Below are 26,710 nucleotides of genomic sequence, written 5' to 3'. Positions count from 1 at the left end.
ACTCATTCAAGCGCCCCTTGAGGGCGCAAGCAAGCACACCACATGGCACTCAAGGCAACAATATTCAAGGCCGACCTGCAGATCGCGGACATGGATCGTCATTATTATGGCGGCCATGCGCTGACCATCGCGCGGCATCCTTCCGAGACGGACGAGCGGATGATGGTCAGGCTGCTGGCTTTCGGACTGCACGCGCACGATGCGCTCCAGTTTGGGAAAGGCTTGAGCACCGACGACGAACCCGACCTCTGGCGCAAGGACCTGACCGGCGCCATCGAGCAGTGGATTGAAGTCGGCCAGCCCGATGAACGGCGGATTCTCAAAGCCTGCGGCCGCGCCGGCGAGGTCATCGTTTACAGTTACAGCAATACCAGCAACGTCTGGTGGAGCCAGGTCGGCAGCAAGCTCGAACGTGCCCGGAATTTGCAGGTATTCAATCTTTCATCGGCCTCAAGTTCGGCGCTGGCATCTTTGGCAAAACGCACCATGCAGCTCCAGTTCACGATACAGGAAGGACAGGTCTGGATCACGGACGGCGAAGAGACAGTCCATCTCGAGCCAGCCATGCTTAGCGCTCGCGCTTCCTCATAAACCAGTGCCAGTTCATTGACGGCGATGGCTGTTTCTCACAATATTTCGGCATGCCTTACCTCTCCTTGATCCTCCCTCTGGCGTTCGCAGTCTCGCTCGCCATTCTTCTCAAGCATTTCCTCGGCTCGCTCGCGTGGGCGGCATTGCTTGCCGTGATTACCTGGCCTCTGCACGAGCGGCTCCAGCGCAGGGGCTGGACGCGTGCGGCCAGTGCGACAACCTTGCTCCTCGCCATTGTGATCAGCTTCGTGGCGCCGTCCATCTTCCTGTTCCACACCTTGAGCAATGAACTGGCGACAGTCGAACGCCTGATCGGCCAGATCAACAGCACCGGCGTGCCGGCACCGGAATGGCTTTCGCGCCTGCCTTTCGTCGCCAAGCCGGCCATGGAGTGGTGGCAGGAACATCTTGCGGCTCCCGGCGGGCTGAATACGCTCATCAGGGGGATTGCCGGTGATCTTCTGCCGCATCTCACGAGTACACTGGGTACGCTTGGGCCGACGATTCTTGCCAATGCGCTTTACCTGTTCCTGGCATTGCTGACCCTGTTCGTCCTCTATCTCGAGGGGCCCGCGGTCGTGAAGTACGTGGACCACGCGGGCGCGCGGCTCATCCCGCGGTATTACGGCGTATTCCGCCGGCTGCTTCCCCTTTCCGTGCGCGGCACGGCGCTGGGACTATGCTCGGTAGCGGTGCTCGAAGGAATCGTGCTCGGCGTCGCCTACGCGATCGCCGGCGCGCCAGCGCCCGCGATCCTTGGGGTCATTACCGGCTATCTGGCGCTGATTCCCGGTGGCGCGCCCTTGTCATTTACTTCCGTGTCGCTGCTCCTGCTCGGGCAGGGGCACGCCGGAGCGGCCCTCGGCCTGTTTTCCTGGGGAGCGTTCGAGCTCTTCCTCGTCGACAAGTTCGTGCGCCCGAAGCTCATCGGACATCGTGTCAATCTCCCCTTCCTCGCGGTGCTCTTCGGCCTGCTCGGCGGCGTCTCGACGCTGGGCGTGCTCGGCCTGTTCGTCGGCCCGTTCATGATGGCCGTGCTGTTCTGGTGGCTGCGCGGCGGTCACGCCGACGCGGTGCATGAGGTCGGAACGCAGGAGAGTGACGACAAGCGCGCTGCCTGACTTGGTCCTGGCTCTTCCGTTTTTGCGAAGAAAACATTCAAAAAACTTCGCTTTTTCAGCGCGTTGCACGCTGTTATCCTTGCACGCTCGAGCCATTGAGTCCCGGCTCGGCATGACAAACATAAAGAAATGAGGAACGTTACATATGAAGCGCGTCATACTTTTCCTTGTCACCAATCTGGCAATCATGGTGGTCCTTGGCATCACCGCAAGTTTGCTGGGCGTGAACAAGTACCTCACCGCCAATGGCCTGAACCTGGGTGCACTGCTGGTGTTTGCAGGGCTGATGGGATTCGGCGGTGCGTTCATCTCCCTGTTCCTGTCCAAGCCGATCGCCAAGTGGTCGACCGGCGCCCGCGTAATTGAACAGCCGTCCAATTCCACGGAGCTGTGGCTGATGAACACCGTCGGCGCGCAGGCGCAAAAGGCCGGAATCGCCATGCCCGAAGTGGCGATCTATGAGGGCGAGCCGAATGCGTTCGCAACCGGGGCGACGAAGAACAGTTCGCTGGTGGCGGTATCGACCGGCCTGCTCACCTCAATGACACGCGAAGAGGTGGAAGCGGTGCTCGCACACGAGGTGGCCCACATTGCCAACGGCGACATGGTCACGCTGACCCTGATCCAGGGCGTGGTGAATACCTTTGTCACCTTCCTCGCACGCGTCGTCGGCTATGCGGTCGACCAGTTCCTGCGCAGGAATGATGAAGAGAGCTCGGGGCCGGGCATCGGTTACACCGTCACCGTGATTGTCTGCGACATCCTGTTCGGTATCCTGGCCAGCATCATCGTGATGTACTTCTCGCGTCAGCGCGAATACCGCGCCGACCGTGGCGCAGCCCAGATCCTCGGCACGCCGCGTCCGATGATCGCAGCATTGCAGAGACTGGGCGGCCTGTCCGCAGGTGAATTGCCGAAGAGCATGGCGGCCTCCGGTATCGCCGGCGGCGGACTGGCATCCTTGTTCAGCAGCCACCCGCCGATCGAGTCGCGCATCGCCGCGCTGCAGGCGCGCTAAGCGCCTAGCGCGGGCAGCCGGGGCAAGGGGCGCGCGCGGTCCTGACTGCGCGCCCGAGATCCACGACCGACATGGCGTAGAAGAAGCTCCGGTTGTATTGCGTGATGGCGAAGAAGTTGTTGGCGCCGAGCCAGTATTCGGTCGGCTCCCCGCCGTTTTGCAAATCGACGAGGCCGAACAGCATGTCGGCCGGCGGTTCAACTGCTGGCACGACGCCGGCGGCCTTCAGTTCGTCCAGCCGGAACTTGGCTTGCAGGCCCTGGCCGACGAACATTTCCCAGCTGCGTCCGGGCTCGGCGGCAGCCAGGCTCGCGGGGAACACGATCGGCTCCCCGGACTTCCATCCGTGTTCGACGAGGAAATTGGCAACGCTTCCGATCGCGTCGACCGGAGAGTTGCGCAAGTCGACCTTGCCATCGCCATCGAAATCCACCGCATACCTGCGAATGCTGCCGGGCATGAATTGCGGCCAGCCGACTGCGCCTGCATAGGAACCGAACAGCGAGAACGGATCGATACCAGAGTCGCGGGCCAGCAACAACGTGTTCTCGACCTCGCCGCGAAAAAATGTCATGCGGGCATCACGATTCGGTGTGGGCGGGTAGTCGAAGGCGAGCGTGGTCAGTGCATCGAGCACGCGGAAATTTCCGGTGTTCCTGCCATACACGGTTTCGACGCCGATGATGCCCACGATGATCTCTGCCGGAACGCCGAAGCGCTCTTCGGCGCGCGCCAGCGCATCGCTGTGCTCTTCCCAGAACGCGACGCCTGCATTGATGCGTACCGGATCGATGAAGCGTGCGCGATAGGCGCGCCAGTTTTTCGGGCGTCCGGGCGGTGCCGGCTTGACGAGCTGGATCGCGGTGTCGATGTAACGCACCTTCCTGAACGTCGATTCGAGTTCCGCGCGGTCGAACCCGTGCTTTTCCACCATCGCGTCGATGAAGCCGGCAACCTCTTTCCATTGCGTGAAGTTGGCGAACTCGCCCGCCTCATCCGGGTTCATCGACACCTTGCGCAGCTTGGCGCCCTGGACTGCGGGCTTGCCCGCTTTCTTCTTGCCGGTTTGCTCTGCAAGTGCATCGGAGGGGAGGGTGAACGGAAGGAGCAGCGAGGACAACAGGACTGCGCGTACGGCTGGCTTGAAAAACATCATCGACATTGGGCGGACAGGGATTTGAGTCGGGCAACGGCTGCCGGGCGGGCGAGGTCCGTTGCGCCGTAGCGCACAGTTTCATAGAGATCGAGGAAGCGCGCAAGCGCTGCTTTCTGTTCTGTCGACAAGGGCGATTCGTCCGATGTCAATCGTGCACGATAACTGCGCGGCCCCTCGTGCGTGCCGCGCGGGAGTCCTTTCCTCGCAAGACGCCTGCAGAACGCTTCGTACACGGCATCGAGGGGATCGCGTTTCCTTCCGTGCAGCAGCAATGGCAACACGACAACCGCCACCGCGATCGTGCTGAATACGATCATCAGCATGACCATGGTGCGCCAGTCCACATCCTCGAAGCCGAGCGACTTGATGAAGTTCTTTTGTTGTTGCGGCGTGTAGTTGAGCACCCACTGGTTCCACGCATTGGTGACGGCATCCCAGCCCTGGCGGAAGCGCTGTACGGAGGCAATCCAGGAACTACCGGAAGCATCCAGCGTGATGAGCCCGCCGAGAAGGCGGCGTGGAATGACGCTCGACAGGTTGCGCGTGATGCGTTCGGGGGCGACGGCGGCGGTGGGATCGACCCGCACCCAGCCGCGGTTTTCCAGCCACACCTCGGCCCACGCGTGCGCGTCGGACTGGCGCACGACCAGGAAGCCGTCGGCCGCGTTGACCTCGCCGCCCTGGTAACCGGTCACCACGCGCGCCGGAATGCCGGCCGCGCGCATGAGCACGACAAATGCCGACGAATAATGCTCGCAGAACCCGGCGCGCGTCGTGAAGAGGAATTCGTCGACGGTGTGCGTGCCGAGCAGCGGCGGCTGCAGGGTGTAATGAAAATTCTCGTTCCGGAAATGCTGGAGGACGGCTGCGAGGAACTCGGCATTGTTCGCCGACTTTTCGCGCAGGCGAGCGGCAAAGGCACGCGCCTGCGGGTTGTACCCAGGGGGCAGCTCGAGCCATTGCTGCAGCGCTCGCGGCGGCTCGTCGGGATGCAGCGCATAGCCGACATGGGACACAACGTCGTATCGCAGGCGGTCGTTCACGGGCACCGACGCCAGCAGCTGCATGTCGCGCGTCAGGCGCGCCGTGTTGCGCTCGAGTTCGGGCACGTTGCCGGGGATATCGAGCGCGAACAGCCAGGGTTTGCCGTGCGGTTCGAGGGTGACCTGGTAATGCAGCGGTGCGCCGTCCAGCCTGATGCTGGGCCGGCCAGCCAGCCGTTGCCGTTGCGGCGTCCATTTCCTGCCGTCGAATCTGTTCAGCACCGGACCGCGCCAGTAAAGATGGGCCTGCGCGGGCGGGGTGCCGGAGAACTTCACCCGGAACGCGATTTCATCGGACTGCGCGAGGTTGCCGATGTTGCCCGGCTCCATGGTGTCCGACAATCCCGTGCGCCCGGCGTGCGCATCGCCGGGCATGCCCCACAAGGGCCCCTGGATGCGGGGAAAGAGCAGGAACAGCACCAGCGTGACCGGGGCGGCGAGCATGAGGATGGACGCTCCCATGCGCAGGCGCTGCTTCAGGGGCGGAACGTTGCCCGTGAACTGGAAGGAAAGCTGCGTCGTCAGGATCACCAGCACCGCCGCGATGGTAAGCAGCGCCGTGCCGATCGACTGCGAATAGAAGAAGCTGGAGAGGATGAGGAAGAAACTCAGGAACAAGGCGACGAACAGGTCGCGCTTGGCGTGCATTTCCAGCAGCTTGAGCGTGAGCAGCAAGGCCAGCATGGCCACGCCGGGTTCGCGGCCGAAGAAGGTGCGATAGGTCAGATACACGCCCGACATCGCGAGCACGGCGACCGGCAGGAGCACCCAGCGCGGCGGCAGGCGGTTGCCGCGGAAGGTGATCCATCCGCGCCATGCCAGCAGGATCGCGCATACCGGCGTGATCCATGCCGGCAGGTGGCCGGCGTGCGGCAGCAGCACAAGTGTGCATGCGCCCAGCAGCAACAGGATATCCGCCTTGTCGCGCGACATCGGGCGAGGGGCGAGCACGCCCGGGCGTTGGCCGAGGAAAGGCAGCTTCATGGAGACGTTCCGTACAAGGCAAGGGCGCGCAGGCAGGTATCGCGATGCGCAGGGCCGTGTGCCGGCGGCAGGGACAGGCTCCCGAGCCGGAACGCATAGGCGAGCCCGCGCGCCTCGGCCTCAATTACCCAGCGCGTCATGCGCGACAGCTTCGATTCGATGTCCATGCCGGGAGGCAGCGCGTCGAATGCGATCGCGATCTCGCTTGCCGCCCCGCCTTCGAAATGCTTCGTGACCAGCGCGCCGCCGGACTCGACGTCGACACGCGCGATATGCCGCCACGCGAGCCGCTTCAGCGAATCGCCGGCCTGGTAGCCGCGTATTCCCGCAAAGTCATCCTCGCCTGCCTGTCCCTGGCCGTCATTCATTTCCACTCCGGCGTACGGCAGCGGCGGCGCGTCGTCTTCCGGCCGCGGGTAGACGAGAACTCTTGCATCCGGCAGCCAGTAGCTCCAGGCCCGCAGCAGGCCCAGCGGAAAACGCGTCTGCAGCCGCACCCGGGGCGTCTGCAGCCAGCCGCGGCGGGGCGCGGCGGTCGAGAGCACGACGCTGGCGGTTGCATTTGCGGGAACGTCAGTCGGCTGCGCGAGTTCGGGCCGGTCGTCATTGACGAAGTCCAGCCAGATCGCGTAGCGGTCATGCTTGCGGCGGTTGATGAGGTGCAGTTCGAACTGAGCATCTTCGCCGGCAAAGACAGGAGCGGCACGGCCGGCTTTCAGGTGCAGGTGCGCAAGGTTGCGAAAGGTCAGGTGCATGTCGATCAGCGCGCAGCCGCCGATCAGGAAGGTGAAGCCGAACCCGAGGCTGAGGTTGTAGTTGATCGACCCGAGGAACATTGCCACCAGCATCACGCAGAACAGCAGGCCAGGATGGGTGGGCACGATGAAGACCCGGCGCTGGTGCAGGAATACCTCGCCGCTTTCGGCATCCTTGCGCCGGAACAGCCATTTGCTCAGCTGTCCGCGCAAGGCGTGCTCGAGCCTGGCGTAGAGCGAAAGTTTCTTCTTCACACGGGAACGGATTTCATCAATTGCAGAACGAGGTCCCGGCTTCCCAACGCGGAACTGCCCGCGGCCTTCAAGGGGCGCAGGCGGTGGGCGGCGACCGGGACGAGCACCGCCTGGACGTCTTCCGGAATGACATGGTTGCGTCCTTCCAGTGCAGCCCAGGCGCGCGCGGCGTGCAGCAGCGCGATGGTCGCGCGCGGACTCATGCCCTCGGCGAACATGCCGCTCTGGCGCGATGCCTGCGCCAGCGCCTGTACGTAATCCACGAGCGCAGGGGAGGCATGCACCGACTTCAATGCCGCCTGCGCGGCGAGCAGTTCTTCCGGGTGCATCGCAGTCGGCAGCGACTTCAGCATGACGCGGCGGTCTTCGCCCATCAGCAGCGCGCGTTCCGCCGCGGCATCGGGATAGCCGAGCGAGAGGCACATGAGGAAGCGGTCCAGTTGCGATTCCGGCAACTGGAAGGTGCCGATCTGATGCGTCGGATTCTGCGTCGCGATCACGAAGTACGGGCTCGGCAGGTCGCGCGTCACGCCGTCGGCGGTGACTTGCCGTTCCTCCATCGCTTCCAGCAGCGCCGACTGTGTCTTCGGCGTGGCGCGGTTGATTTCATCGGCAAGCAACACCTGCGTAAACACCGGGCCGGGATGGAAGACGAAGCCGTTCTTTTCACGATTGAAGATGGAAATGCCCACCACGTCCGCAGGCAGCAGGTCGCTCGTGAATTGCAGGCGGTTGAACTTCAGCCCGAGCGAAATCGCCAGCGCATGCGCCAGCGTAGTCTTGCCTACGCCCGGCACATCCTCGATCAGCAGGTGTCCGCCGGCAAGCAGGCATACCAGCGACTGGCGTATCTGCGTGTCCTTCCCGACGACGACCTGGCTGACTTGCTTCGCAACGGCATGGAGTTTGTCGAACATGAATCTTCCGTGAAAGTGTCGTGAAAGGGGGCGCGTGAGGACGGGTTGAGCATGCGCAAACTGCGAAATGCCGGCTGCAATGAAAGAACTGTATTACATTATTTTCTTCGCTACACTATAAGTCATCCCGCCGGTTGACGCTTTTCGGCATGTCACCCGGATTCTATTCGAGAAATTTGCGCCCGCGCATCCAGAAGTCATGACCACCGCCTTTTACTCCCATCCCGATTGCAAACGCCATGAAATGGGACAATGGCATCCGGAATGCCCGGCGCGGCTGCAGGCAATCGAAGACCAGATCATCTCCAGCCGCATTGATGCCTTTCTCGAATACCGTGAGGCGCCGGAAGCCGATGTTGCCGCGATCGAACGCGTGCACAGCCGCGACGCCATCAATCGCGTGCGCGAGAACGTTGCTGCGCTGGAAGGCCTCGGCTCCGGCTATTACCCGATCGATGCCGACACGATGCTCAATCCGCATAGCTGGAAGGCGGCACTGCGCGCGGCCGGCGCCGCCATCGCCGCCACCGACGCGGTGATCGCCGGCGAGCTCGACAACGCGTTCTGCTCCATTCGTCCGCCAGGTCATCACGCCCGCCCGTCAGAGCCGATGGGCTTTTGCCTTTTCGGCAATATTGCCATCGCCGCCCGCCACGCGCTCGATGTACACGGACTGGAACGGGTGGCGATCGTCGATTTCGACGTCCATCACGGTAACGGCACGGAAGAAACCTTCCTCGACGATCCGCGCGTGCTGATGGTGAGCTTCTTCCAGCATCCCTTCTATCCCTACACTTCGCTGCACGAGTCGGGGCACATGGTCAATGTGCCGGTGCCGGCCTATACCAAGGGCGACGAAGTGCGCCGCCTCGTGGTCGACAAATGGCTGCCTGCACTCCATGCGCACAAGCCCGAGATGATCTTCATCTCCGCCGGTTTCGATGCCCACCGCGAGGACGACATCGGCCAGATGGGTCTGGTGGAAGCCGACTATGCGTGGATCACCCGGGAGATCAAGTCGGTCGCCCAGGAATATGCGAAGGGCCGTATCGTCAGCTGCCTGGAAGGCGGCTACAACTTGTCCGCACTTGCCCGCAGCGTGGTGGCGCACGTTAAGGTGCTTGCCGACCTGGAGTAGCGGCGGGGACGGTGGGGAGGGCGGCCAGCGGGTAAAATAGCGGCTTGCCCCATCACACCCTATTCCCGCATGTCCATCCAATGGTTCCCCGGTCACATGAACGCCGCCCGCAAGAAGGCGGCGGAGTCCATGGAAAAGACCGACCTCGTCATCGAAGTGCTCGATGCGCGCCTGCCTGTCGCCAGCAGCAACCCGATGATCGAACAGCTGCGCAAGCATCGCCAGCGTCCCTGCCTGAAGATCCTGAACAAGGCTGACCTTGCCGATCCCGCCGCAACGAAGGAATGGCTGGAGCACTTCAAGGCGCAGAAAGACGTATTTGCCGTCGCACTCAGCTGCAAGAAGCCGGCGGACGTGGCGAAGGTGCCCGGCCTCGCGATGCGTCTCGCACCCCACCGCGGCACCGCGCTCAAACCGCTGCGCATGATGATCATGGGCATTCCCAACGTCGGCAAGTCGACCCTGATGAATGCCTTGCTGAAAAAGCGCGTCGCGGCGGTCGGCGACGAGCCGGCCGTGACCAAGGCGCAGCAGCGCCTCTACCTCGGCAACAACATGGTGCTGGTCGATACGCCCGGCATGCTGTGGCCGAAGATCGAACATCCGACTGACGGCCTCATGCTTGCTGCGAGCCACGCTGTCGGCGTCAATGCCGTGATCGAAGAAGAGGTGGCGACCTTCCTGGCCGAACAGCTACTGCTCCGCTATCCGCAGTTGATCAGCGCGCGCTACGGCTTTCCCATCGAGGGACTGGACGGCGTTGCGGTGATCGAAGGTATCGCCAAGCGGCGCGCCTTCCGCGTCAAGGGCGGCGAGCTCGACTACGAGAAGGCGGCGCACACGTTGCTGATCGATTACCGCAGCGGTGCTCTGGGACGCATCAGCCTCGAAACACCACAAAGCCGCGCGACGCTGCTGGCCACCTACCAGCCGCCGCCTTCGCTCGGCTTGGCCCCGGAACCGGAGGAGGAGAGTGACGATGAATGAAGCCTTTGTCCTGAAATCGGTCTCGCGAGGCGTGGCCACGCTGACGCTCAATCGCGGCGACAAATTCAATCCGCTGTCGGAAGAGATGCTGGCCGCGCTGCAGGGCGAGCTTGACGCGCTTAAGGCGGATGACAGCATCCGCGTCGTCATCCTTGCCGCCGCCGGCAAGGCATTCTGTGCCGGGCACGACCTGAAGCAGATGCGCGCGCAGCCGTCCGCGGACTACTACAAGAAGCTGTTCAACCAGTGCAGCAAGATGATGCTGACCATCCAGCAGATGCCGCAGCCCGTCATCGCGCGCGTGCAGGGCCTTGCCACTGCCGCCGGCTGCCAGCTGGTCGCGATGTGCGACCTCGCGGTAGCGGCTAGCGAAGCGAAGTTCGCGGTGTCCGGTGTGAACTACGGCCTGTTCTGTTCCACCCCTTCGGTAGCCTTGTCCAGGAACGTCTCCCGCAAGCAGGCGATGGAAATGCTGCTCACCGGCGAGTTCATCGATGCCGAAACGGCACGCGAGCGCGGGCTCGTCAACCGCGTGGTCGCGGCAGGGGAACTCGATGCGGAAATCGGCCGGCTCGTCGACAGCATCCTCGCCAAACCGGCCGTCGCCGTCGCGATGGGCAAGCAGCTGTTCTACAAGCAGATCGAGATGGGTATCGGCGCTGCCTACCAGCTCGCGGGGCAGACGATGGCGTGCAACATGATGGACGAAGCCGCGCTGGAAGGCGTGCAGGCGTTCATCGACAAGCGCAAGCCGGCCTGGTCGAACTAAGCGGCGACGCAAAAAACAAAAAGCCCGCAGGACAATGTCCCGCGGGCTTTTTTTGCAGACAGGTCATGGAAGGCATTGCTGCCTTCCACGGCACGGCAATTACATCATGTCCATGCCGCCCATGCCACCCATGCCGCCCATGCCAGCCGGGCCAGCAGCCGGCTTGTCTTCCACCAGCTCGGAAACCGTGCAGTCGGTGGTCAGCATCAGGCCGGCGATCGAGGCTGCGTTCTGCAGGGCAGAGCGGGTCACCTTGGCCGGATCCAGCACGCCCATTTCGACCATGTCGCCATAGGTGCCGTTGGCAGCGTTGTAACCGAAGTTACCCTTGCCTTCGATGACCTTGTTCACCACGACGGAAGCTTCTTCGCCGGCGTTGGTGACGATCATGCGCAGCGGCTCTTCCATTGCGCGCAGGACGATCTTGATGCCTGCTTCCTGATCGGCGTTGTCGCCTTTCAGGGCCATCACGTTGGAGCGAGCGCGCAGCAGGGCCACGCCACCGCCAGGAACGATGCCTTCTTCAACGGCGGCACGGGTTGCGTGCAGTGCGTCTTCGACACGTGCCTTCTTTTCCTTCATTTCGACTTCGGTCGCAGCACCCACCTTGATCACTGCAACGCCGCCTGCCAGCTTGGCAACGCGCTCTTGCAGCTTCTCACGGTCGTAGTCGGAGGTCGCTTCTTCGATCTGGACGCGGATCTGCTTGACGCGCGCTTCGATCGCGGAAGCCTGGCCGGCGCCGTCGATGATGGTGGTGTTTTCCTTGCCGATCTCGACGCGCTTGGCCTGGCCGAGGTCGTTCAAGGTTGCCTTTTCCAGGGTCAGGCCGACTTCTTCAGCGATCACCTGGCCGCCGGTCAGGATGGCGATGTCTTCCAGCATGGCCTTGCGACGGTCGCCGAAGCCCGGAGCCTTGACGGCGCAGGTCTTCAGAATGCCGCGGATGTTGTTCACCACCAGGGTTGCCAGCGCTTCGCCTTCGATGTCTTCGGCGATGATCAGCAGCGGACGGCTTGCCTTGGCAACTTGCTCCAGCACCGGCAGCAGGTCACGGATGTTCGAGATCTTCTTGTCGAACAGCAGGACGAACGGGTTCTCCAGGACGGCAACCTGCTTGTCCGGGTTGTTGATGAAGTACGGGGACAGGTAGCCGCGGTCGAACTGCATGCCCTCGACGATGTCGAGTTCGTCTTGCAGGGACTTGCCGTCTTCAACGGTGATCACGCCTTCCTTGCCGACCTTCTCCATTGCTTCAGCGATGCGCTCGCCGATGGAAGCATCGGAGTTCGCGGAGATCGCGCCGACCTGGGCGATTTCCTTGGAGGTGGTGCAGGGCTTGGCGATCTTCTTCAGTTCATCGACGGTGGCGGTGACAGCCTTGTCGATGCCGCGCTTCAGATCCATCGGGTTCATGCCGGCGGCAACGTACTTCATGCCTTCGCGGACGATGGCTTGTGCCAGCACGGTTGCAGTGGTGGTGCCGTCGCCGGCGTTGTCGGAGGTCTTGGAAGCGACTTCCTTCACCATCTGCGCGCCCATGTTCATGAGCTTGTCTTTCAGTTCGATTTCCTTGGCCACGGAAACGCCGTCCTTGGTGACGGTCGGGGCGCCGAAGGAGCGCTCCAGCACAACATTGCGGCCTTTCGGGCCCAGGGTGACCTTGACGGCGTTGGCGAGGATGTTGACGCCTTCAACCATCTTGGCACGGGCGGCATCGCCGAAAACTACGTCTTTAGCTGCCATATTCGTTACTCCTTAATTATCGGGTAGGTATTTGTATCTCTAGCGCCGCTGGGCCCCGGCCTTGGCCGGGAGGGCGCGATTTCCAGACGTTGCGCGTCCGGACGTGGTCATCACTTCTGGACGATTGCCATGATGTCTTCTTCGCGCATGACCAGCACTTCCTCGCCTTCGACCTTGACGGTCTGGCCGGAATACTTGCCGAACAGCACGAGGTCGCCGACTTTAACGTCCAGCGCGCGGACTTTGCCATCTTCCAGGATCTTGCCGTTACCGACGGCGAGGACCTTGCCCTGGTCCGGCTTTTCCGCAGCCGCATCCGGGAGAACGATGCCGGACGCAGTCTTGGTTTCCTGGTCGAGGCGCTTGACGATGACGCGATCGTGCAGAGGACGAAGGTTCATACAAACTCCTTAATAATCAATAAGTTATAGTTGTTTGCGGCAGGGCCGCAAGGAAAAAACGGAAAGCCAGGAGGAAGGTTGTTAGCACTCTCCCCTAACGAGTGCTAAGTATATGGGCGGGTATTTTTTTTTTCAAGGCAGCTTCTTGAATGACATGCTTGTTTTTCAATTGTCAAAAGCTGCTCATCTGGAAACTTTTTTCATTAATCTTTGAGCTACGGAAGGCGTTGCCATCCTTTAAGGGAAGGTTATTTCTCCGCGAATCAACGGGATCGACCCGAAGTCGCCGTAGGCAAGGTGGGCATGCCGGGCAGGGCGATTCGTTACAGGAATGCGCGACGCAGCCAAGGTTCGCCAATATCAGGCAGCGAGAATGTTGAGAAGGAATTCCTAGCGGGAATCCGGGCGATTCCTGATCCGCGCGAGTTCGCGGTCGAGCGCATTGGCGAAGTTCTGGCGGTCGGCGTGGCTAAACGCGGCCGGGCCGCCAGTGTCGACGCCACTGCCGCGCAGCTCTTCCATGAAAGCCCGCATCGTCAGTTGCTGGGCGATGGTGTCCTTGGTGTACCACTCGCCGCGTGGATTGAGCGGCAACCCGCCCTTTTCCAGCACCAGGGAGGCCAAGGGAATGTCGCCGGTCACGACGATGTCGCCGGGGCTGACGCGCTCAACGATTTCGGCGTCGGCCGCATCTGCGCCAGGCGGGACCTGGAGCGCGCGGATGAAGCGCGAGCCCGGCACACGGATCAACCGGTTGGCAACCAGCGTGACGTTGAGCTGCAGCCGTTCGGCCACCCGGAACAGGATGTCTTTAATGACGGCGGGACAGGCGTCGGCGTCGACCCAGATGTGCATGACAAATTGGATGAGATCAGCAGGATGACGCATTGTAACTGCAGGCTGTCAATCGCCAAGAGGCTTTGAACTTGAACAGACGACCCTGAGCGACCGGTTACCTCGAAAGAGCCGAGCTTGCGCCGTTCAGTCAAAGCAGACGTTCGACGCTGCTCGATCCGCTCTGTTCTTTGGGGAGGCCCTTATCCAAGGAACGCTTCGGCGTCCGGCTGTTCAAAAGAAACTGTACGGTCACGCTTTCCGCCGAGGGCAGCTCGGTGCCCAACAACGCCGCCCGAGCGCTCCTTCCGCCGGGTCAACGTGCTGCCTATTGTAAAGTCGCAAGGAATGTTCCGTCCCCGCGTCCCCGCTGAGTCTTCCGTCCTTGAACGTGGCGTTGCCGGCCCGCGTTGGAGCGCGACCGTCGCAGAGCTTGCTGGTTGGTTGCCGCTCGCTGTTTTTCTTCTCGTCATTCTCGCCCTCTGGGCCGGCGGATCAACCACCGGTTACGAGTCGCCGCTTCTGACGCTGGCAGTCTACCTGATCTTTGCTGTGCCGGTCTCCGCGCTGGTCGCTGTGCTGCTCGCGCGCAACTTCCTCGCTCAGGGCGCCGCCAAACTGCTGCTCGTCGGGATGGGGGCGGTGTTCTGGGCGTGCGCCGGCGCGGCTGGATCAATGGCCGGCATCAGCAAGGGCCAAGCCGATTTTACCAACACCCTGCTGACCATCCACAACATCGGTATGTGGTTCTCGGCACTGTGCCATCTCACCGGCGCCACCCTTCCGGTGCGGCTGGATGCCCCCCTGCGCAAGCCGCCCGCCTGGCTCGCCGCCGGATACGGCCTCGCGCTGGCGACGATGGCCGCGCTTGTGCTCGCCACGCTCGCCGGGCTGCTGCCGTCCTTCTTCGTCCCCGGCATGGGGCCGACCCTCGTGCGAGAGCTGGTGCTCTTCTCGACGGCCGCCATGCTGGGGGTCACCGGCATCCTGTTTGCCGCCCAGCGGCCGAGCGATCCGCAAACCTTCACCTACTGGTACGGGCAGGCGCTGCTTCTTTTCGCCGCTGGCGTGCTCGCGCTCGTCCTGAGCGTGCCTGGGACCCTGCTCGGCTGGACCGGGCGCGTCACGCTCGCCGTCGGCAGCGTCTACATGCTGATCGCCGTCCTCCGGTCGATCCGGCAACGCGCCGCACAGGAATTGGTGCCGGAGGCCCGCATTTCCGAAGGGCGGCTCGGCTACGCCGTCGCCGTCGCGGTTGTGGTTGCCGCGGCAGCGGTGCGCATCGTGCTCCAGCCCAGTCTTGGTCAGGGTTACCCGTTCGGCACCTTCTATCCCGCCCTGGCGTTCGCAGCGCTTTACGGCGGCTTGCGAGCCGGGGTGCTGGCAACCGTGCTCGCGGCACTGATTGCTACCTATTTCTGGATCGAGCCCGCCGGACAGATATTGGTCGAGCGCCGTTCCGACTGGCTCGGCATTGCCGTATTTCTGATTTCCGGCGTGATGATCGCCTGGATGGCCGGCCGCATGCGCACCGCCGAGGCCGACGCGCAGCGGGCCAGGACGGCGGTTCTGGCGCAACGCGACCGCCTCGACGAGTTGGTGCGCGAACGCACTGCCGAGCTTGTCGAAGCGCAGCGCGTCGCGCGCCTTGGCCACTGGCACTGGAACCTTGCGACCGACGAGGTCAAGGTGTCCGAGGAAATCCTCAGCATTTTTGGCCGTAGCGGAATTCCTCGCGGCAGCGAACAGGCGGGGGTGCTCTATCCGCCCGAGTCCTGGAAGAAGCTCGAGTCCGCGCGGCAGGAAGCACAGCGCGGCGGCACGGCATTCGACCTCGAACTGCAGGCCTGGCGGGGCGACGGCGCAGACATATGGGTCGAGGTACGTGGCGAGGCGGTGCATGGATCGGAGGGAGAAGTCGTTACGCTCCGAGGTACCGTGCAGGACATCACCGAGCGCAAGCGCGCCGACCAGCTATTGCGTGAATCCGAGGAAAAGCTGCGCAACGCCGCGCTGCATGACGTTTTGACTGGATTGCCGAACCGGGCGCTTGTCATGGAGTTTTGCGAGCATCTGGTTGCGTCGGCAAAACGCGGACATGGCGGCGGAGCGCTGCTATTTATCGACCTCGACCGGTTCAAGCCAATCAATGACGTTTACGGACACGAGACCGGTGACCGGGTACTGCAGGAAGTCGCCAGACGGCTTGCGGCATGCACGCGGAAGGAAGACCTGGTCGGGCGGCTGGGCGGGGACGAGTTCGTTATTGTGCTGCCGCAAGCGGACCGCGCGCGCCATCGCGCTGCGGTGGTCGCACAGCATGTGGTCGCCAGCATCAACCTGCCTATCCACGTCGATACGCTCGAGCTGTCGGTGTCGCCTTCCATCGGCATCAGCTTTTTCCCGGAGCACGCTGCCAGTGTCAGCCAACTCATCCACACCGCTGATCTGGCCATGTACCAGGCGAAGCAATTGGGCCGGTCTAATTACCAGTTCTACACACCGGAACTCGAACGTCGATCCGAGCAGGCACTTTCGGTGGAGACAAGACTGAGAAATGCTCTGAGCAACGGTGGCCTGGCATTGCATTACCAGCCGGTCATCGATCTCATGACCGGCAAGCTGATCGGTGCGGAAGCGCTGGTACGCTTGATGGACGATGGTGAAACAATCGGTCCAGACGAGTTCATCCCGATTGCGGAATCAACGGGTCTGATCGGCACATTGGGCGAGTGGGTCGTGGCCGAGGCGTGCCGTCAGCACGGGGAATGGCTGCGCGAGGGACTGCAGCTCACGATTGCAATCAATGTTTCTCCGTTGCAGTTCAGGCAGCGGGCATTCGCCGAAAAGCTGAGCGGGATTATTGCGAACGCAGGAATGGATCCGAGCTGCCTCGAAATTGAAGTCACTGAAAGTGCCGTGATGGAGAACATTGATGAAGCGGTCGGGCTTCTGAACAGGATCAAGTCGCTTGGGGTGAAAGTGGCGCTGGACGATTTCGGAACCGGCTATTCGAGTCTGAGCAGCCTAACCAGTCTGCCGCTCGACAAGCTCAAGGTAGACCAATCGTTCATCAGGCGCATCGAACGCGATCCGGCGTGCCGTACAGTGACCGAAGCAATTATCGGCTTGGGCCGGAGCCTGCGACTGAGTGTTCATGGCGAAGGCATCGAATCAGAGGATGCGCTGCTGTATCTGGAGGAGCACGGTTGCAATCAAGCACAGGGCTATTGGTTCAGCAAACCGCTTCCGCCAGCAGAATTTGTACACTGGTCCCAACAACGATGGGACAAGACATCAAGTGCAGATGGATGGGAGCGCGTGCGGCGTATCAGGCCATCGAAGGATAGCGCGCCTGAGAGGCGGCCCAAGGAACGACAGCTCATGCGTCGGAGCCGGGGTTCTGGCGCACATACTTGAGCGGCACCTATTGGCCGGACTCCGCGGCCCGGCACTCCCGCGTTTTGCTACCGGAAGAGCGGCGCAATCGCGACCGGGCTGCCCTGCGTGACGACCTGGCCCTTTTGCGGCCAGTCGGAAAAGTGAAAGTCGACGATCCGGAACGTCGTACGGTCGTCCTGGAAGGCGCTGCCTGTCTCGGACGAAAGCGGTGCCGCGGCCTGTTCGGCGCTGCGGAACCTGACGACCGGATCGCCTGCGGCCGCCGGGAAGGAAAAACGCACCCCCGCGCAGCTCTTGTCCTGCATCCCCGGCTTGCCGATGTAGCGCAGGTAGTTCAGCGCTTGCTCGCACGCGGCGCGCAGATCGGCGCTGTCGTAACTGCCGTTGGCGCGCGGCGCGATCGACACGCGCGGCTGCATGAGGTAATGGTTTCCCCTGCGGTTGAGCATGAGGCGGGCGTTCTCGTCGTAGGCGGATTTCAACAACGGAAAGACTGCCCGGCCGGCGGCATCGAGCGGCAGATTGAGCTGCATCGACGACCCGGACAAGATCAGCCGCACCCCCTCCATCGGCGTGCCCTTTTCCGCAGGGGATACCTGGAAGTGATGCAGGAGCAGTTGCTTTGGCTTGCCGTACTTTTCGAAGCGGATCATCTGCATGTATGCATCGCGGTAGCCGATCCAGTCCCCGTCCTGGGTTGCCGCTTCGTCCGCCGTAAGCCCTTTCCGGGCGCTTTCCGCGCCGGGAGTCTGCGCCCCCGCGCCGCCCGACCAGAGGGAGAGCAGTACAGCGGCAAGCAGGAGCGGTCGGGCGGTCATGGACGTCATCTCAGAATCGGTAGGCGAGCCCGGTGCGCACGCTCACCTGGCTGCGGCGCTCGACCAGCGGGCTGGACGCGGCATCGCCCGTCAGGCGGTACACGGAGAACCGGGATGTCAGCAGCCACAGGTTGCTCAGTTCCCAGTTCCAGTGAAACGTCAGATGCAGGTCGCGCACGCCGGCGGAAGGCGCATACCCGGCAATGCTCTTGTCCTGGCCGCCGGCCACGCCGAAATACGCCTGGTGATAGCGGCGGTTGCCCCAGTTCGCGCCCAGCGTCACGGACAGCTTGTGATGCGGCGCGACTGCAACGCCCTTCTGCAGCCCGACGCCGGCCAGCAGGCCGTTGCGGTCCTGGCCCGAGCCGTAGAGCATGCTGCTCGTAACGCGCAGGCTCTCGTCGAGGTAGTAGTTGAAGAAGGCGCCGGCCACGGGACGCGAGGGCACTTCGGAAAACTGCAGCTGCCGGGCGGGCTCGGTCTCCACAGGGGCGGCGATGCTGGCGCCGCCGACGTCGCCGATTTCCGACAATTTGCCCTGTCCGGAGGTGCTGCGCCCCGGTTCGATCGCCAGGAGCGGGCCGAATTCCAGGTGCGGCTCGGCAGACAGGTGCATGCCGGCGCTCAGGCCGGAAAAGAAAAGGCCGCTGCTCCATTGCAGCTGGATGAGCGCCACCGGGTCGGTCTTGCGCGAAGCAGCTCCCTGGTAGCGCGGCGTGGAGGACACGCCGACGCCGAAGTAGAGATCGCGGCTCCCGTCCGGCATCATCCGCGCAGCGGGCGTCTGCGCGAGGCTGAGGCAGGGCAAGGCAAGCAAGGAAAGAAGCAGCAGGGTCTTGTGCGGCGATTGGCGGGGAGGGGCGGCGCGTGTCACGTTCAAACTCCAGGAGTTTCTGTGCGCCGGCTGGTTCGGCGCATTTCTTGTTCCCCGTATTGTATTGGCATTTCTCATGCGCGCGCCTGCCCGGTGTGACCTGTCAGCCCCGCACCCCGAGCGCGGGAGTCAGAACCAGCGGTTTGTGCTGCATACGCTCGCGCGCGCTGTGCCTCTCGTCCGCTGCGCCGCCATCGGCCGCCAGGGCCGCCAGGAGCAGGAAGCCCAGCGCCGCCACGTACATGCAGGCGGCCGGGCTCCGGCTCAGGCGACGGCACTGCCGCAGACCGCGGATCGCCCGGTCCGCCAGCCGCATTTACGGCAGCTTGACGAAGTTCACCGGCAGCGTCGACGCGGGAATCGTCACCAGCGCATACTGGTTGATGACGGCGGCGATGCACATCACGTCCGGGCCCGGGTCGACCACGCGGTAACCGACCTCGATCTGCTCCGGCTCGTTCGCCTTCCTGACCGTGTCGATGCTGAGGCCGCCGCAGGGAACGGACTCGCGGCCAAGGAACACGCCGACGACCATCTGCTGCGTGAAATCCACCGCCGGCAGCGGCGCGCGCCCGGCCGAATGCTCGTTCCACAGCGCGGCCCAGGCGGCCGCATCGCGGATCGCGACGAAACGCTTCTCGGCGATTTCCGAAGTAAACATCGCAGGCGCGATGCGCTCGAACGCGATGGTGGCGGGATTGCAGGGATCGGGCAGTCCGAGTGCCGCGGCAAGCCGGCCGCGGATCGCGCGTACCGTCGCCAGGAATCCCGGCGCCGCGTCGAGCTGCGCTTTGCAGCTGAACTCGACGCGCTTGGTGGTGGCGCCGCGGCTGATCTCGATCCATTCGCGGCCCTCGTCGGCGCAGTCGGGGCAGCCGATCACAACATCCGGCACGCTGCCGAATCCGGCCTGCAGCGCCTCCCACTCCTTCTCGCTGACCGCGCCCCAGATGCCCTGTTCCGGCAGCGCTGCGCCGTCCTTGCCGCCGCCGCTGCGGAAGCTTGCGCCGTCCTTTGCGATCTGCACCGTGCCGTCGCACTTCTCCAGGCACATGCCGAACGACCAGCCGCTCTTCACCACCAGGTCGGACTCGGCGCGCGCCGGCGCCTGCACAAAGTCGACCTGTGCGCCGGACAGCGGCACGGTGACGAGCACGGCCGGATTGGCGATGGACGCAATGCAGGCCGTGTCGGGCGGCGGCAGCAACACTTCGTAGGTCACTTCGAGGCGTTGCGACTGCGCGCGCTGCTTGACGGCGGTAACCGCCACCCGGTCGCAGGCGCCGCGGCTGCCGAGGAACACGCCGATCACTGTGTTGCGCGAGAAGTCGATTTCCGGCGCCGGCCGGTCTGCGCTGCCGGTACCTGCATGTTCCGCCCAGAGCGATTTCCATGCCTCGGCGTCGCGCACCGCGACCAGGCGTTTTTCGGAGATCTCCGATTGCGCCAGCGCCGCCGGCAGGATTTCGTACGGAATGCCCTTGGCATCCTGCTGCAGGAATGATGCCGGCGCGACGACGGCGCCGGACTGGGCCGTGCCGTTCTGGCCCCCGCCACCGCAGGCGGCAATCAGTGAAACAGCCGCGCCACACAGCGCGGCGGTGATGAAGCGGTTCGTTCTCATTTTTCTTCCTCGATGTGAATCGGCAGCCGGCAATGCCGGCGCGCCAGACGCGTGATCGCCCGCGCGCGCTCCCCTTCAATGCCGGACGGCGCAAGCATGGCTTTTTGCCATGCTTGCAATACTAAAATCTTCCTGCACCGAAATCCTCCGCCGGCTGTATTGAAATTGTCATGAAATTGTAAGAGCGCCGAAACCGGGCAAAGTGTCATCGATTTGCATGGAATCGCCCTGAGGTATCACCGCTCCGCCTCCGGTTGCAAGTTCTTATAGAATGCCGCTCTGGGAGAGAAAAATATGTTCCGACTCATGCTGGTGGAGGACGACGCCAAGCTCGCGTCGCTGGTCGCGGAATACCTGGCCGCCTATGAATTTACCGTCGACGTCGTCAGCCGCGGCGACGAAGCGCTGGAGCGCTATCGGCAGACCCGGCCCGACGCAGTGGTGCTGGACCTGATGCTGCCGGGGCTCGACGGCCTGGTGGTGTGCCGCCAGATACGCGAGCTCAGCCCGGTGCCGATCCTGATCCTGACCGCGCGCGAAGACGTGTTCGACGAGGTGTCCGGACTCGAACAGGGCGCAGACGACTATATCAACAAACCGGTGCAGCCGCGCGTGCTGCTGGCCAGGCTGCGCGCGCTGCTGCGCCGCGGGCGCGACGCGTCGTCGCGCAGCGAAGAAATTGCCGTCGGCGGGCTGCGCATCTCGAAAGAAAACCGCACGGTAAGCTGGCGCGGACAGCCGGTGTCGCTCAACAGCACCGAATACAAGCTGCTGCTGGTGCTCGCCGATTCCGCCGGCCAGGTGCAGTCGCGCGGCGACATCATGAAGAAGATGCGCGGCATCGACTTCGATGGCCTGGACCGCACAATCGACAATTGCGTGTCGCGCCTGCGCCGCAAGTTCGACGACAACAACGGCGAGCGCATCAAGACCGTATGGGGCGAGGGCTACCTCTTCAGTCCGTCCGCCTGGGAATAGCGGGCCCGATGAACCGCATCTTCTTCCGGATCGTTCCGCTGATCCTGCTGGCCATCGCGGTGGCGGTCGCCGCCGCCTATTTCGCAATCCGATACCTGTTCGGCGATCCGCTCGAGGACATCGCGCGCAAGCAGGCGTCCGGCGCGATCTTCCTGCTGGAACAGTACATCGACCAGGCGCCCGCCGACGAATGGCTGGCGCGGCTGAACAAGGTGCGCGAGGTTTCCGGCCTGAGCATGGAGATCGTCCCGCTCCAGCTTGCCGCCGCCGCTCTCGATGGGGACCGGCGGGCCGCGCTGGACCGGGGCGAGATCGTGCTCGACACGGGAAGCAAGCTGCTCCGCCGCCGCGTCGACCTGCGCGGCGAACGGTACATCGGCAGCGATGCGGAAGTGATCGAAGTGCGCAACCTGCCTATCGACGTCGGGCTGGAGCTGAAGATGGATGCGCTGCGCTATGCGATCGTCGCGCTGTGCGTGCTGATACCGGTCGCCCTGTGGTCGCGCAGCCACTGGCGGGAATTGCAGTCGCTGTCGAGGGTGGCCGAAAGCCTGGGCGCGGGCAACCTGTCGGTGCGCGCCGAGACCGGCGAGCGTTCCGGCATCCATCCATTGGCACTGTGCATGAACCGGATGGCCGAGCGCATCGAGGGCCTGCTCGGCGCGCACCGGAATCTTCTGCATTCGGTTTCGCATGAACTGCGCACGCCGATTTCGCGGATCGAATTCGGCCTGGAACTGCTACGCGACGTGGAATCGCGCGACGAACTGGAAAAGCGCTTGGGGCGGATGGAAAGCGATGTGCGTGAATTGAACGACCTCGTCAGCGAGCTGCTCAATCTCGCCAGGATCGACCAGCAGCGGGCGGCGGCCCAGGCCAGCATAGCGCTGGACGGCCTGCTGCGCGAGTCGCTCGGCAAGCTGGAGCATGCGCTGGGCGGCAAGCGGGTTGAGATGGATGTCGCGCAGGACGCCGGCAGCATCGTCGGCGACCGGAACCTGCTGCTCCGCGCGCTGAACAATATGATCGCCAACGCCGCAAAGTATGCGGACAGCCGCATCAGGCTGGTCGCGCAGCGGATCCCTGACGGGTACGTGGAGATTCTGGTCGAGGATGACGGGCCCGGCATTCCGGCCGATGAGCGCGAACGCGTGTTCGATCCGTTCTATCGGCTCGACAGGAGCCGGGACAGAAACACCGGGGGCTTCGGGCTCGGCCTGGCGATCGCGCAAAAGGCGGTCGGCCTGCACGGCGGGGAAATTTCGGCGGAGGAGTCGCCGCTGGGCGGCGCGCGCTTCGTGACGAGGATTCCCTGCTGACGGAGGCGACGTTGCGACTTGCGCCGGTATTGCCGCCTTCTACGAAAAACGCCCTCGGGAGCAATCCCAAGGGCGTTTTTTCATGCGCCAGCTTCAGGCCAGCGCCACGCTGACGTCGATGTTGCCCCGCGTGGCGTTCGAGTACGGGCAAACCTCGTGCGCCTTGTTCACGAGTGCCTGCGCGGTCTCGCGTTCGATGCCGGGCAGGGACACGCGCAGCGCGGCGTTGAGGCCGAAACCGCCGGCGCCGTTCGGGCCGATGCCGACTTCGGCGGTCACGGCGGCTTCCGCCGGCAGCGCTACCTTCGCATGCATGGAGACGAGCTTCAGCGCGGACAGGAAGCAGGCGGAATAACCGGCGGCGAACAGCTGCTCGGGATTGGTGCCTGCGCCGCCCGGGCCGCCGAGTTCCTTCGGCATCGAGAGCCCGACGTCGAGCTTGTTGTCGCTGGAGACTGCGCGGCCGTCGCGGCCGCCGGTGGCGGTTGCCTGTGCCTTGTAGAGGATTTGCATGATGTTTTCCTTGGAGCGGTAATTGAATGAACGGTGTCGACGGGATTAAATATAGCACCAAATTAAATTGCGTACAATTTAAAAGGCCGTTTGGAAGGAGGCCTCTAAACCGCGTTGAACGCAGGAAAATTCAATCGTGTGCCTTCGCCAGGTCGTTGCGAATGCGGGAAAGCTGGGCGCGCAGCGTGTCGAGCGCCTGCAGGGGCTGGCCGCTGGCGCACAGCACCTGTTGCGGTATGCACTGCGCTTTTTTCTTGAGCGCGCGGCCTTCGCGGGTCAGCGTGATCCGCACCTGGCGTTCGTCGGCCTGGTCGCGGGTACGTTCGATCAGCGAAGAAGCTTCCAGCCGCTTGAGCAGCGGCGTCAGCGTGCCGGAATCGAGGAATAGTTTCTCGCCAATGGTCTTGACCAGCACGTCGTCCTGCTGCCACAGCACGAGCATGACCAGGTATTGCGGATAGGTAAGGCCCAGCTTGTCGAGAAAGGGCTTGTAGGTCTTGGTCATTGCCAGCGAAGCCGAATAGAGGGCAAAGCAGAACTGGTTCTCCAGTGCCAGCGGGTCAATCGCTTGCGGGGCGGCAGGTTCGGCGTTTTTCGGCATGGCGGCTCGGGCGTGGGATAATCCGGTTCGATTGCGTATCACTTAATCCTATGCGAATTCGCAACAGACTCCAAGCAGCTTTTTTCCTGCTCGCCTTCGGCCTTTCGCTTGTCGCGCCGGCGCAGGAATTGCCAGCGCCCGTCGCTGTCGCATTGAACCGGGCGCAGATTCCAACTGCCGCGGCCGGTGTCTTTGTGCAGGAAGCAGGGGGCGGACCGGCGCTCGTCGCGCTCAATGAATCCCAGCCGTTCAACCCGGCCTCGACCATGAAGCTCGTGACCAGCAATGCCGCGCTGGAGATCCTCGGGCCGGCATACGTCTGGAAGACCCAGGCCTATGCCGAGGGCAGGATGGACGGCGACGTACTGCACGGCGACCTGATCATCAAGGGCAGCGGCGACCCCAAGCTGGTGCTGGAAAGCCTGTGGATGTTCCTGCGCCGCCTGCGCGCGGCGGGCATCCGCGAAATCCGAGGGAACCTGGTGCTCGACCGGACGGTGTTTGCGGAGGTCGCGCATGATGCCGCACAGTTCGACGGCGACCCGCTCAGGCCGTACAACGTCGGGCCCGACGGGCTGCTGCTCAACTACAAGTCGCTCAGTTTTCGTTTTGCCCCGGACGAGGCAAGGGGGGCTGTGAGCGTGACCGTCGACCCGCCGCTCGCCGCCTATCCGCTGTATGCGCCGGTGCTCTCCGGCGGCGACTGCGGCGACTGGCGCCTCCGGCTCAATGCCGCCATCGACAGCAACAGCGCTCGTTTCAACGGCGCCTACGCCGCGTCCTGCGGCGTGCGCTTCTGGCATGTTCATCCGCACCTGATGTCGCATACGCAGTATTTCGACCTGGCGTTCCGGCGCTTCTGGGCCGATCTCGGGGGCACCCTGAAGGGCTTGACGGCGCCAGGCATCCTGCCGCCGACCGCGCGCCTGGTGGCGGAATGGGATTCGGCGACGTTGTCGGAGATCATCCGCGACATCAACAAATTCAGCAACAACGTCATGGCGCGCCAGCTTTTGCTGACGCTGGCCGCCCAGGTCACGAAACAGCCGGCCAGTACCGCGCGCGGTGCCGACATCGTGCGGAGCTGGCTCGCGAACAAGGCAATCGAGGCGCCGGAACTGGTGATCGAGAACGGTTCCGGACTGTCGCGCATCGAGCGTATCGCGCCGCGCACCATGGGGCGCATGCTTTCAGCCGCCTTCCTGTCGCCGAACATGCCGGAATTCATGGCCTCGCTGCCGCTGGTCGGCCACGACGGCACGATGCGCTCGCGCCTGACGACGCAGACGGTCGCAGGCAAGGCGCACATCAAGACCGGTTTCTTGAACGACGTGCGCGCGATCGCCGGCTACGTGCTGGCGGCGTCGGGCAGGCGCTACGTGGTGGTGTTCATGATCAACCATGCCAACGCGCTGCACGGGAATGAGGCGCAGGATGCGTTGCTGCAGTGGGTGTATGAGCGGGGTTAGGGCCGCTTGAGAACGCTCGCGCCATACGCGGACAGGACGATCGGGATGGGCCTGGTCCAGTCAGTTGCTCAGAGCAGCATCGGCTTGTCGACCAGCTGGTTGCGGACCGATCCGTCATCCGGATAATGTTCCTGCAGCAAGGCGTTCAGTTGCGCCAGCGCGGCCAGCACGCTGTTGTGATAGTCGCCGCGCGCGAACCCCTGCGTCATCGTGCGGCATACCGCCTGCCAGTCCTGTGCCGCGATCAGGCGTCCGACGCCGCGGTCGGCGACGATCTCGACCTGGTGGTCGGCCAGGTTGATGTAGACCAGCACGCCGCAGTTTTCGTCGGTATCCCACACCTCGTATTGCGCGAACAGTTCCCGCGCCCGCGCCCGCGCGGGCATGCCGTTCAAGACGGCGAGCGGACTGAGGGAGGGTTCGATGATGAACCGCACTTCTGCGCGGTGGAGTTTCTCGCCTTCGGCAATCGCTTCCTCGACCGCCTTTAAGGTCGATTCGGGGAAGGCGCGCCGGCCGGCCGCGGTGGTCGTGAACAGGTGCCGGAACAGCCTGGAGATCGTCGCCATCACCAGTTCCCCGATGCGCCGCCGCCGTCGGCCGTGCCGCCGCCGCCGGAAAACCCGCCGCCGAAACCGCCGGAGCTGCCGCCAAAGCCGCCGCCGAACCCGCCGCGGAAGCCGCCGTGATGGCCGAACGGGTCGCCGATGATCACGCCGGGCGCGGAGCGGCCCCAGCCATGACGGTGGCGCGCATAGCGCCGCGACTGCAGGCGCGACAACAGGATGAACAGGCCGACGAACACAAAGAACAGGATCAGCGAAAAATCGACTTCCTCTTCTTCCTCCGCTTCCGGCGCCGCCTGCTGTGCGGCCGGCGCCGGGAGTTTTTCCTTGTCCAGCAGGCTGGTGATCGCCGATACCCCGGCCGCGAGCCCGCCATAGAAATCGTTCTGCCGGAAATGCGGTGCGATCACGTCCTGCAGGATGCGCTTGGACTGCGCGTCGGTAAGCGTCCCCTGCACGCCGCGGCCGGCCTCGATGCGCAGCCGGCGCAGCGAAGGCGGATTGTTTTTCGCCACCAGCAAAAGCACGCCGTCGTCGGTGCCCTTGCGGCCGAGCTTCCATTCGTCGAACACGCGGATGCCGTACTGTTCGATCGCTTCCGGTTCGGTCTTGCCCACCAGCAGGATCGCAATCTGGCTCCCACTGCGCTCTTCATACTCCTTGAGCACGTTCTCCAGCGTCTGGCGCTGGTTTTCCGTCAGCATCCCGACCTTGTCCGTGACCCGGGTCTGCAGCGGCGGCACCGGCACGAATTCCTGCGCGTGCGCCGCCGCCAGCAGCAGCGCGAGCAGCAAGCCGAGCAGGGCGCGAACGGAAGTCATGATGCGAGGA

Annotated in this window: 25 protein-coding genes; 10 read left to right on the top strand and 15 right to left on the bottom strand. The window is 63.7% G+C overall.

Going from position 1 to position 26,710, the window contains the following annotated elements; translation table 11 throughout:
• The first annotated feature begins 42 nt into the window (after positions 1-42).
• The 3 genes from VEC01_RS07145 to htpX all read left to right on the top strand — a co-directional run bounded on the left by VEC01_RS07145 (position 43) and on the right by htpX (position 2,730).
• Positions 43-591, top strand: coding sequence for a YaeQ family protein (locus tag VEC01_RS07145; protein WP_324900114.1), 549 nt, complete (start codon positions 43-45; stop codon positions 589-591).
• Between the two features lie 50 nt (positions 592-641).
• Entirely contained in the window at positions 642-1,712 is a 1,071-nt protein-coding gene (locus VEC01_RS07140) for an AI-2E family transporter (RefSeq protein ID WP_324900113.1), read from the top strand.
• A 145-nt stretch (positions 1,713-1,857) separates the two neighbouring features.
• On the top strand, positions 1,858-2,730 hold the full coding sequence (htpX, locus tag VEC01_RS07135; RefSeq protein ID WP_324900112.1) for a protease HtpX: 873 nt from the start codon (positions 1,858-1,860) through the stop codon (positions 2,728-2,730).
• A gap of 4 nt (positions 2,731-2,734) precedes the next feature.
• Here the strand turns inward: htpX and mltB are convergent, their stop codons facing one another.
• Genes mltB through VEC01_RS07115 form a run of 4 tightly spaced genes read right to left on the bottom strand, consistent with a single transcriptional unit; the run spans position 2,735 to position 7,840 of the window.
• Positions 2,735-3,892, bottom strand: coding sequence for a lytic murein transglycosylase B (gene mltB, locus VEC01_RS07130; RefSeq protein WP_414691423.1), 1,158 nt, complete (start codon positions 3,890-3,892; stop codon positions 2,735-2,737).
• Positions 3,883-5,913 carry a DUF3488 and transglutaminase-like domain-containing protein gene (locus VEC01_RS07125; RefSeq protein WP_324900110.1) on the bottom strand — a complete coding sequence of 677 codons (2,031 nt, stop codon included), beginning with the start codon at positions 5,911-5,913 and terminating at the stop codon, positions 3,883-3,885. The genes mltB and VEC01_RS07125 overlap by 10 nt, the downstream gene beginning before the upstream one ends.
• Entirely contained in the window at positions 5,910-6,923 is a 1,014-nt protein-coding gene (locus VEC01_RS07120) for a DUF58 domain-containing protein (RefSeq protein WP_324900109.1), read from the bottom strand. Before VEC01_RS07120 ends, VEC01_RS07125 begins: the two co-directional genes overlap by 4 nt.
• Positions 6,920-7,840, bottom strand: coding sequence for a MoxR family ATPase (locus VEC01_RS07115; RefSeq protein ID WP_324900108.1), 921 nt, complete (start codon positions 7,838-7,840; stop codon positions 6,920-6,922). The genes VEC01_RS07120 and VEC01_RS07115 overlap by 4 nt, the downstream gene beginning before the upstream one ends.
• Positions 7,841-8,039: 199 nt before the next feature.
• Here VEC01_RS07115 and VEC01_RS07110 point away from each other — a divergent pair, with 199 nt between their 5' ends.
• The 3 genes from VEC01_RS07110 to VEC01_RS07100 all read left to right on the top strand — a co-directional run bounded on the left by VEC01_RS07110 (position 8,040) and on the right by VEC01_RS07100 (position 10,734).
• Positions 8,040-8,978: a histone deacetylase family protein gene (locus VEC01_RS07110; RefSeq protein WP_324900107.1), complete on the top strand. Its 939-nt coding sequence runs from the start codon at positions 8,040-8,042 to the stop codon at positions 8,976-8,978.
• A gap of 69 nt (positions 8,979-9,047) precedes the next feature.
• Complete coding sequence (gene ylqF / locus VEC01_RS07105) at positions 9,048-9,965, top strand: ribosome biogenesis GTPase YlqF (protein WP_324900106.1); 918 nt, start codon at positions 9,048-9,050, stop codon at positions 9,963-9,965.
• A complete protein-coding gene (locus VEC01_RS07100; RefSeq protein WP_324900105.1) occupies positions 9,958-10,734 on the top strand; it encodes an enoyl-CoA hydratase in 777 nt (258 codons plus the stop codon). Before ylqF ends, VEC01_RS07100 begins: the two co-directional genes overlap by 8 nt.
• Before the next feature lie 99 nt (positions 10,735-10,833).
• Here VEC01_RS07100 and groL read toward each other — a convergent pair whose 3' ends face one another.
• The 3 genes from groL to VEC01_RS07085 all read right to left on the bottom strand — a co-directional run bounded on the left by groL (position 10,834) and on the right by VEC01_RS07085 (position 13,736).
• The gene (groL, locus tag VEC01_RS07095) at positions 10,834-12,480 is read right to left on the bottom strand and encodes a chaperonin GroEL (RefSeq protein ID WP_324900104.1); all 1,647 of its coding nucleotides are present in this window, start codon (positions 12,478-12,480) and stop codon (positions 10,834-10,836) included.
• A 110-nt stretch (positions 12,481-12,590) separates the two neighbouring features.
• Complete coding sequence (gene groES, locus VEC01_RS07090; protein WP_324900103.1) at positions 12,591-12,881, bottom strand: co-chaperone GroES; 291 nt, start codon at positions 12,879-12,881, stop codon at positions 12,591-12,593.
• Positions 12,882-13,271: 390 nt separating this feature from the next.
• On the bottom strand, positions 13,272-13,736 hold the full coding sequence (locus VEC01_RS07085) for a YaiI/YqxD family protein (protein WP_324900116.1): 465 nt from the start codon (positions 13,734-13,736) through the stop codon (positions 13,272-13,274).
• Between the two features lie 327 nt (positions 13,737-14,063).
• Between VEC01_RS07085 and VEC01_RS07080 the strand changes: the two genes are divergently transcribed.
• A complete protein-coding gene (locus tag VEC01_RS07080; RefSeq protein WP_324900102.1) occupies positions 14,064-17,135 on the top strand; it encodes an EAL domain-containing protein in 3,072 nt (1,023 codons plus the stop codon).
• Positions 17,136-17,182: 47 nt separating this feature from the next.
• Here VEC01_RS07080 and VEC01_RS07075 read toward each other — a convergent pair whose 3' ends face one another.
• From VEC01_RS07075 to VEC01_RS07060, 4 genes are all read right to left on the bottom strand, one after another.
• The gene (locus tag VEC01_RS07075) at positions 17,183-17,935 is read right to left on the bottom strand and encodes a hypothetical protein (protein ID WP_324900101.1); all 753 of its coding nucleotides are present in this window, start codon (positions 17,933-17,935) and stop codon (positions 17,183-17,185) included.
• Between the two features lie 10 nt (positions 17,936-17,945).
• Entirely contained in the window at positions 17,946-18,809 is an 864-nt protein-coding gene (locus VEC01_RS07070) for a MipA/OmpV family protein (RefSeq protein WP_324900100.1), read from the bottom strand.
• A 316-nt stretch (positions 18,810-19,125) separates the two neighbouring features.
• The gene (locus VEC01_RS07065; RefSeq protein WP_324900099.1) at positions 19,126-20,433 is read right to left on the bottom strand and encodes a hypothetical protein; all 1,308 of its coding nucleotides are present in this window, start codon (positions 20,431-20,433) and stop codon (positions 19,126-19,128) included.
• Positions 20,430-20,642, bottom strand: coding sequence for a hypothetical protein (locus VEC01_RS07060; RefSeq protein ID WP_324900098.1), 213 nt, complete (start codon positions 20,640-20,642; stop codon positions 20,430-20,432). Before VEC01_RS07060 ends, VEC01_RS07065 begins: the two co-directional genes overlap by 4 nt.
• A gap of 85 nt (positions 20,643-20,727) precedes the next feature.
• Between VEC01_RS07060 and VEC01_RS07055 the strand changes: the two genes are divergently transcribed.
• Complete coding sequence (locus tag VEC01_RS07055; RefSeq protein WP_414691422.1) at positions 20,728-21,411, top strand: response regulator; 684 nt, start codon at positions 20,728-20,730, stop codon at positions 21,409-21,411.
• 8 nt (positions 21,412-21,419) lie between these two features.
• The gene (locus VEC01_RS07050) at positions 21,420-22,730 is read left to right on the top strand and encodes an ATP-binding protein (protein WP_324900097.1); all 1,311 of its coding nucleotides are present in this window, start codon (positions 21,420-21,422) and stop codon (positions 22,728-22,730) included.
• Positions 22,731-22,823: 93 nt separating this feature from the next.
• On the opposite strand, the gene VEC01_RS07045 is transcribed toward VEC01_RS07050, so the two are convergent.
• Together VEC01_RS07045 and VEC01_RS07040 are read right to left on the bottom strand one after the other, a co-directional pair.
• The gene (locus VEC01_RS07045) at positions 22,824-23,243 is read right to left on the bottom strand and encodes an organic hydroperoxide resistance protein (protein WP_324900096.1); all 420 of its coding nucleotides are present in this window, start codon (positions 23,241-23,243) and stop codon (positions 22,824-22,826) included.
• 130 nt (positions 23,244-23,373) lie between these two features.
• Positions 23,374-23,844, bottom strand: coding sequence for a MarR family transcriptional regulator (locus tag VEC01_RS07040; protein WP_324900095.1), 471 nt, complete (start codon positions 23,842-23,844; stop codon positions 23,374-23,376).
• A 50-nt stretch (positions 23,845-23,894) separates the two neighbouring features.
• On the opposite strand from VEC01_RS07040, the gene dacB reads away from it, so the two are divergent.
• On the top strand, positions 23,895-25,313 hold the full coding sequence (gene dacB, locus VEC01_RS07035) for a D-alanyl-D-alanine carboxypeptidase/D-alanyl-D-alanine endopeptidase (RefSeq protein ID WP_324900094.1): 1,419 nt from the start codon (positions 23,895-23,897) through the stop codon (positions 25,311-25,313).
• Positions 25,314-25,381: 68 nt separating this feature from the next.
• Here the strand turns inward: dacB and VEC01_RS07030 are convergent, their stop codons facing one another.
• Together VEC01_RS07030 and VEC01_RS07025 are read right to left on the bottom strand one after the other, a co-directional pair.
• The gene (locus VEC01_RS07030) at positions 25,382-25,882 is read right to left on the bottom strand and encodes a TPM domain-containing protein (RefSeq protein WP_324900093.1); all 501 of its coding nucleotides are present in this window, start codon (positions 25,880-25,882) and stop codon (positions 25,382-25,384) included.
• Entirely contained in the window at positions 25,882-26,700 is an 819-nt protein-coding gene (locus tag VEC01_RS07025) for a TPM domain-containing protein (protein WP_324900092.1), read from the bottom strand. Before VEC01_RS07025 ends, VEC01_RS07030 begins: the two co-directional genes overlap by 1 nt.
• Positions 26,701-26,710: the final 10 nt, after the last annotated feature.

It is taken from the genome of Noviherbaspirillum sp. (assembly GCF_035627455.1).
In the GTDB taxonomy this organism is placed as follows: Bacteria; Pseudomonadota; Gammaproteobacteria; order Burkholderiales; family Burkholderiaceae_D; genus Noviherbaspirillum.
The sequence above is the reverse complement of the archived record's forward strand: the minus strand, read 5'-3'. Positions and strand labels throughout refer to the sequence as shown.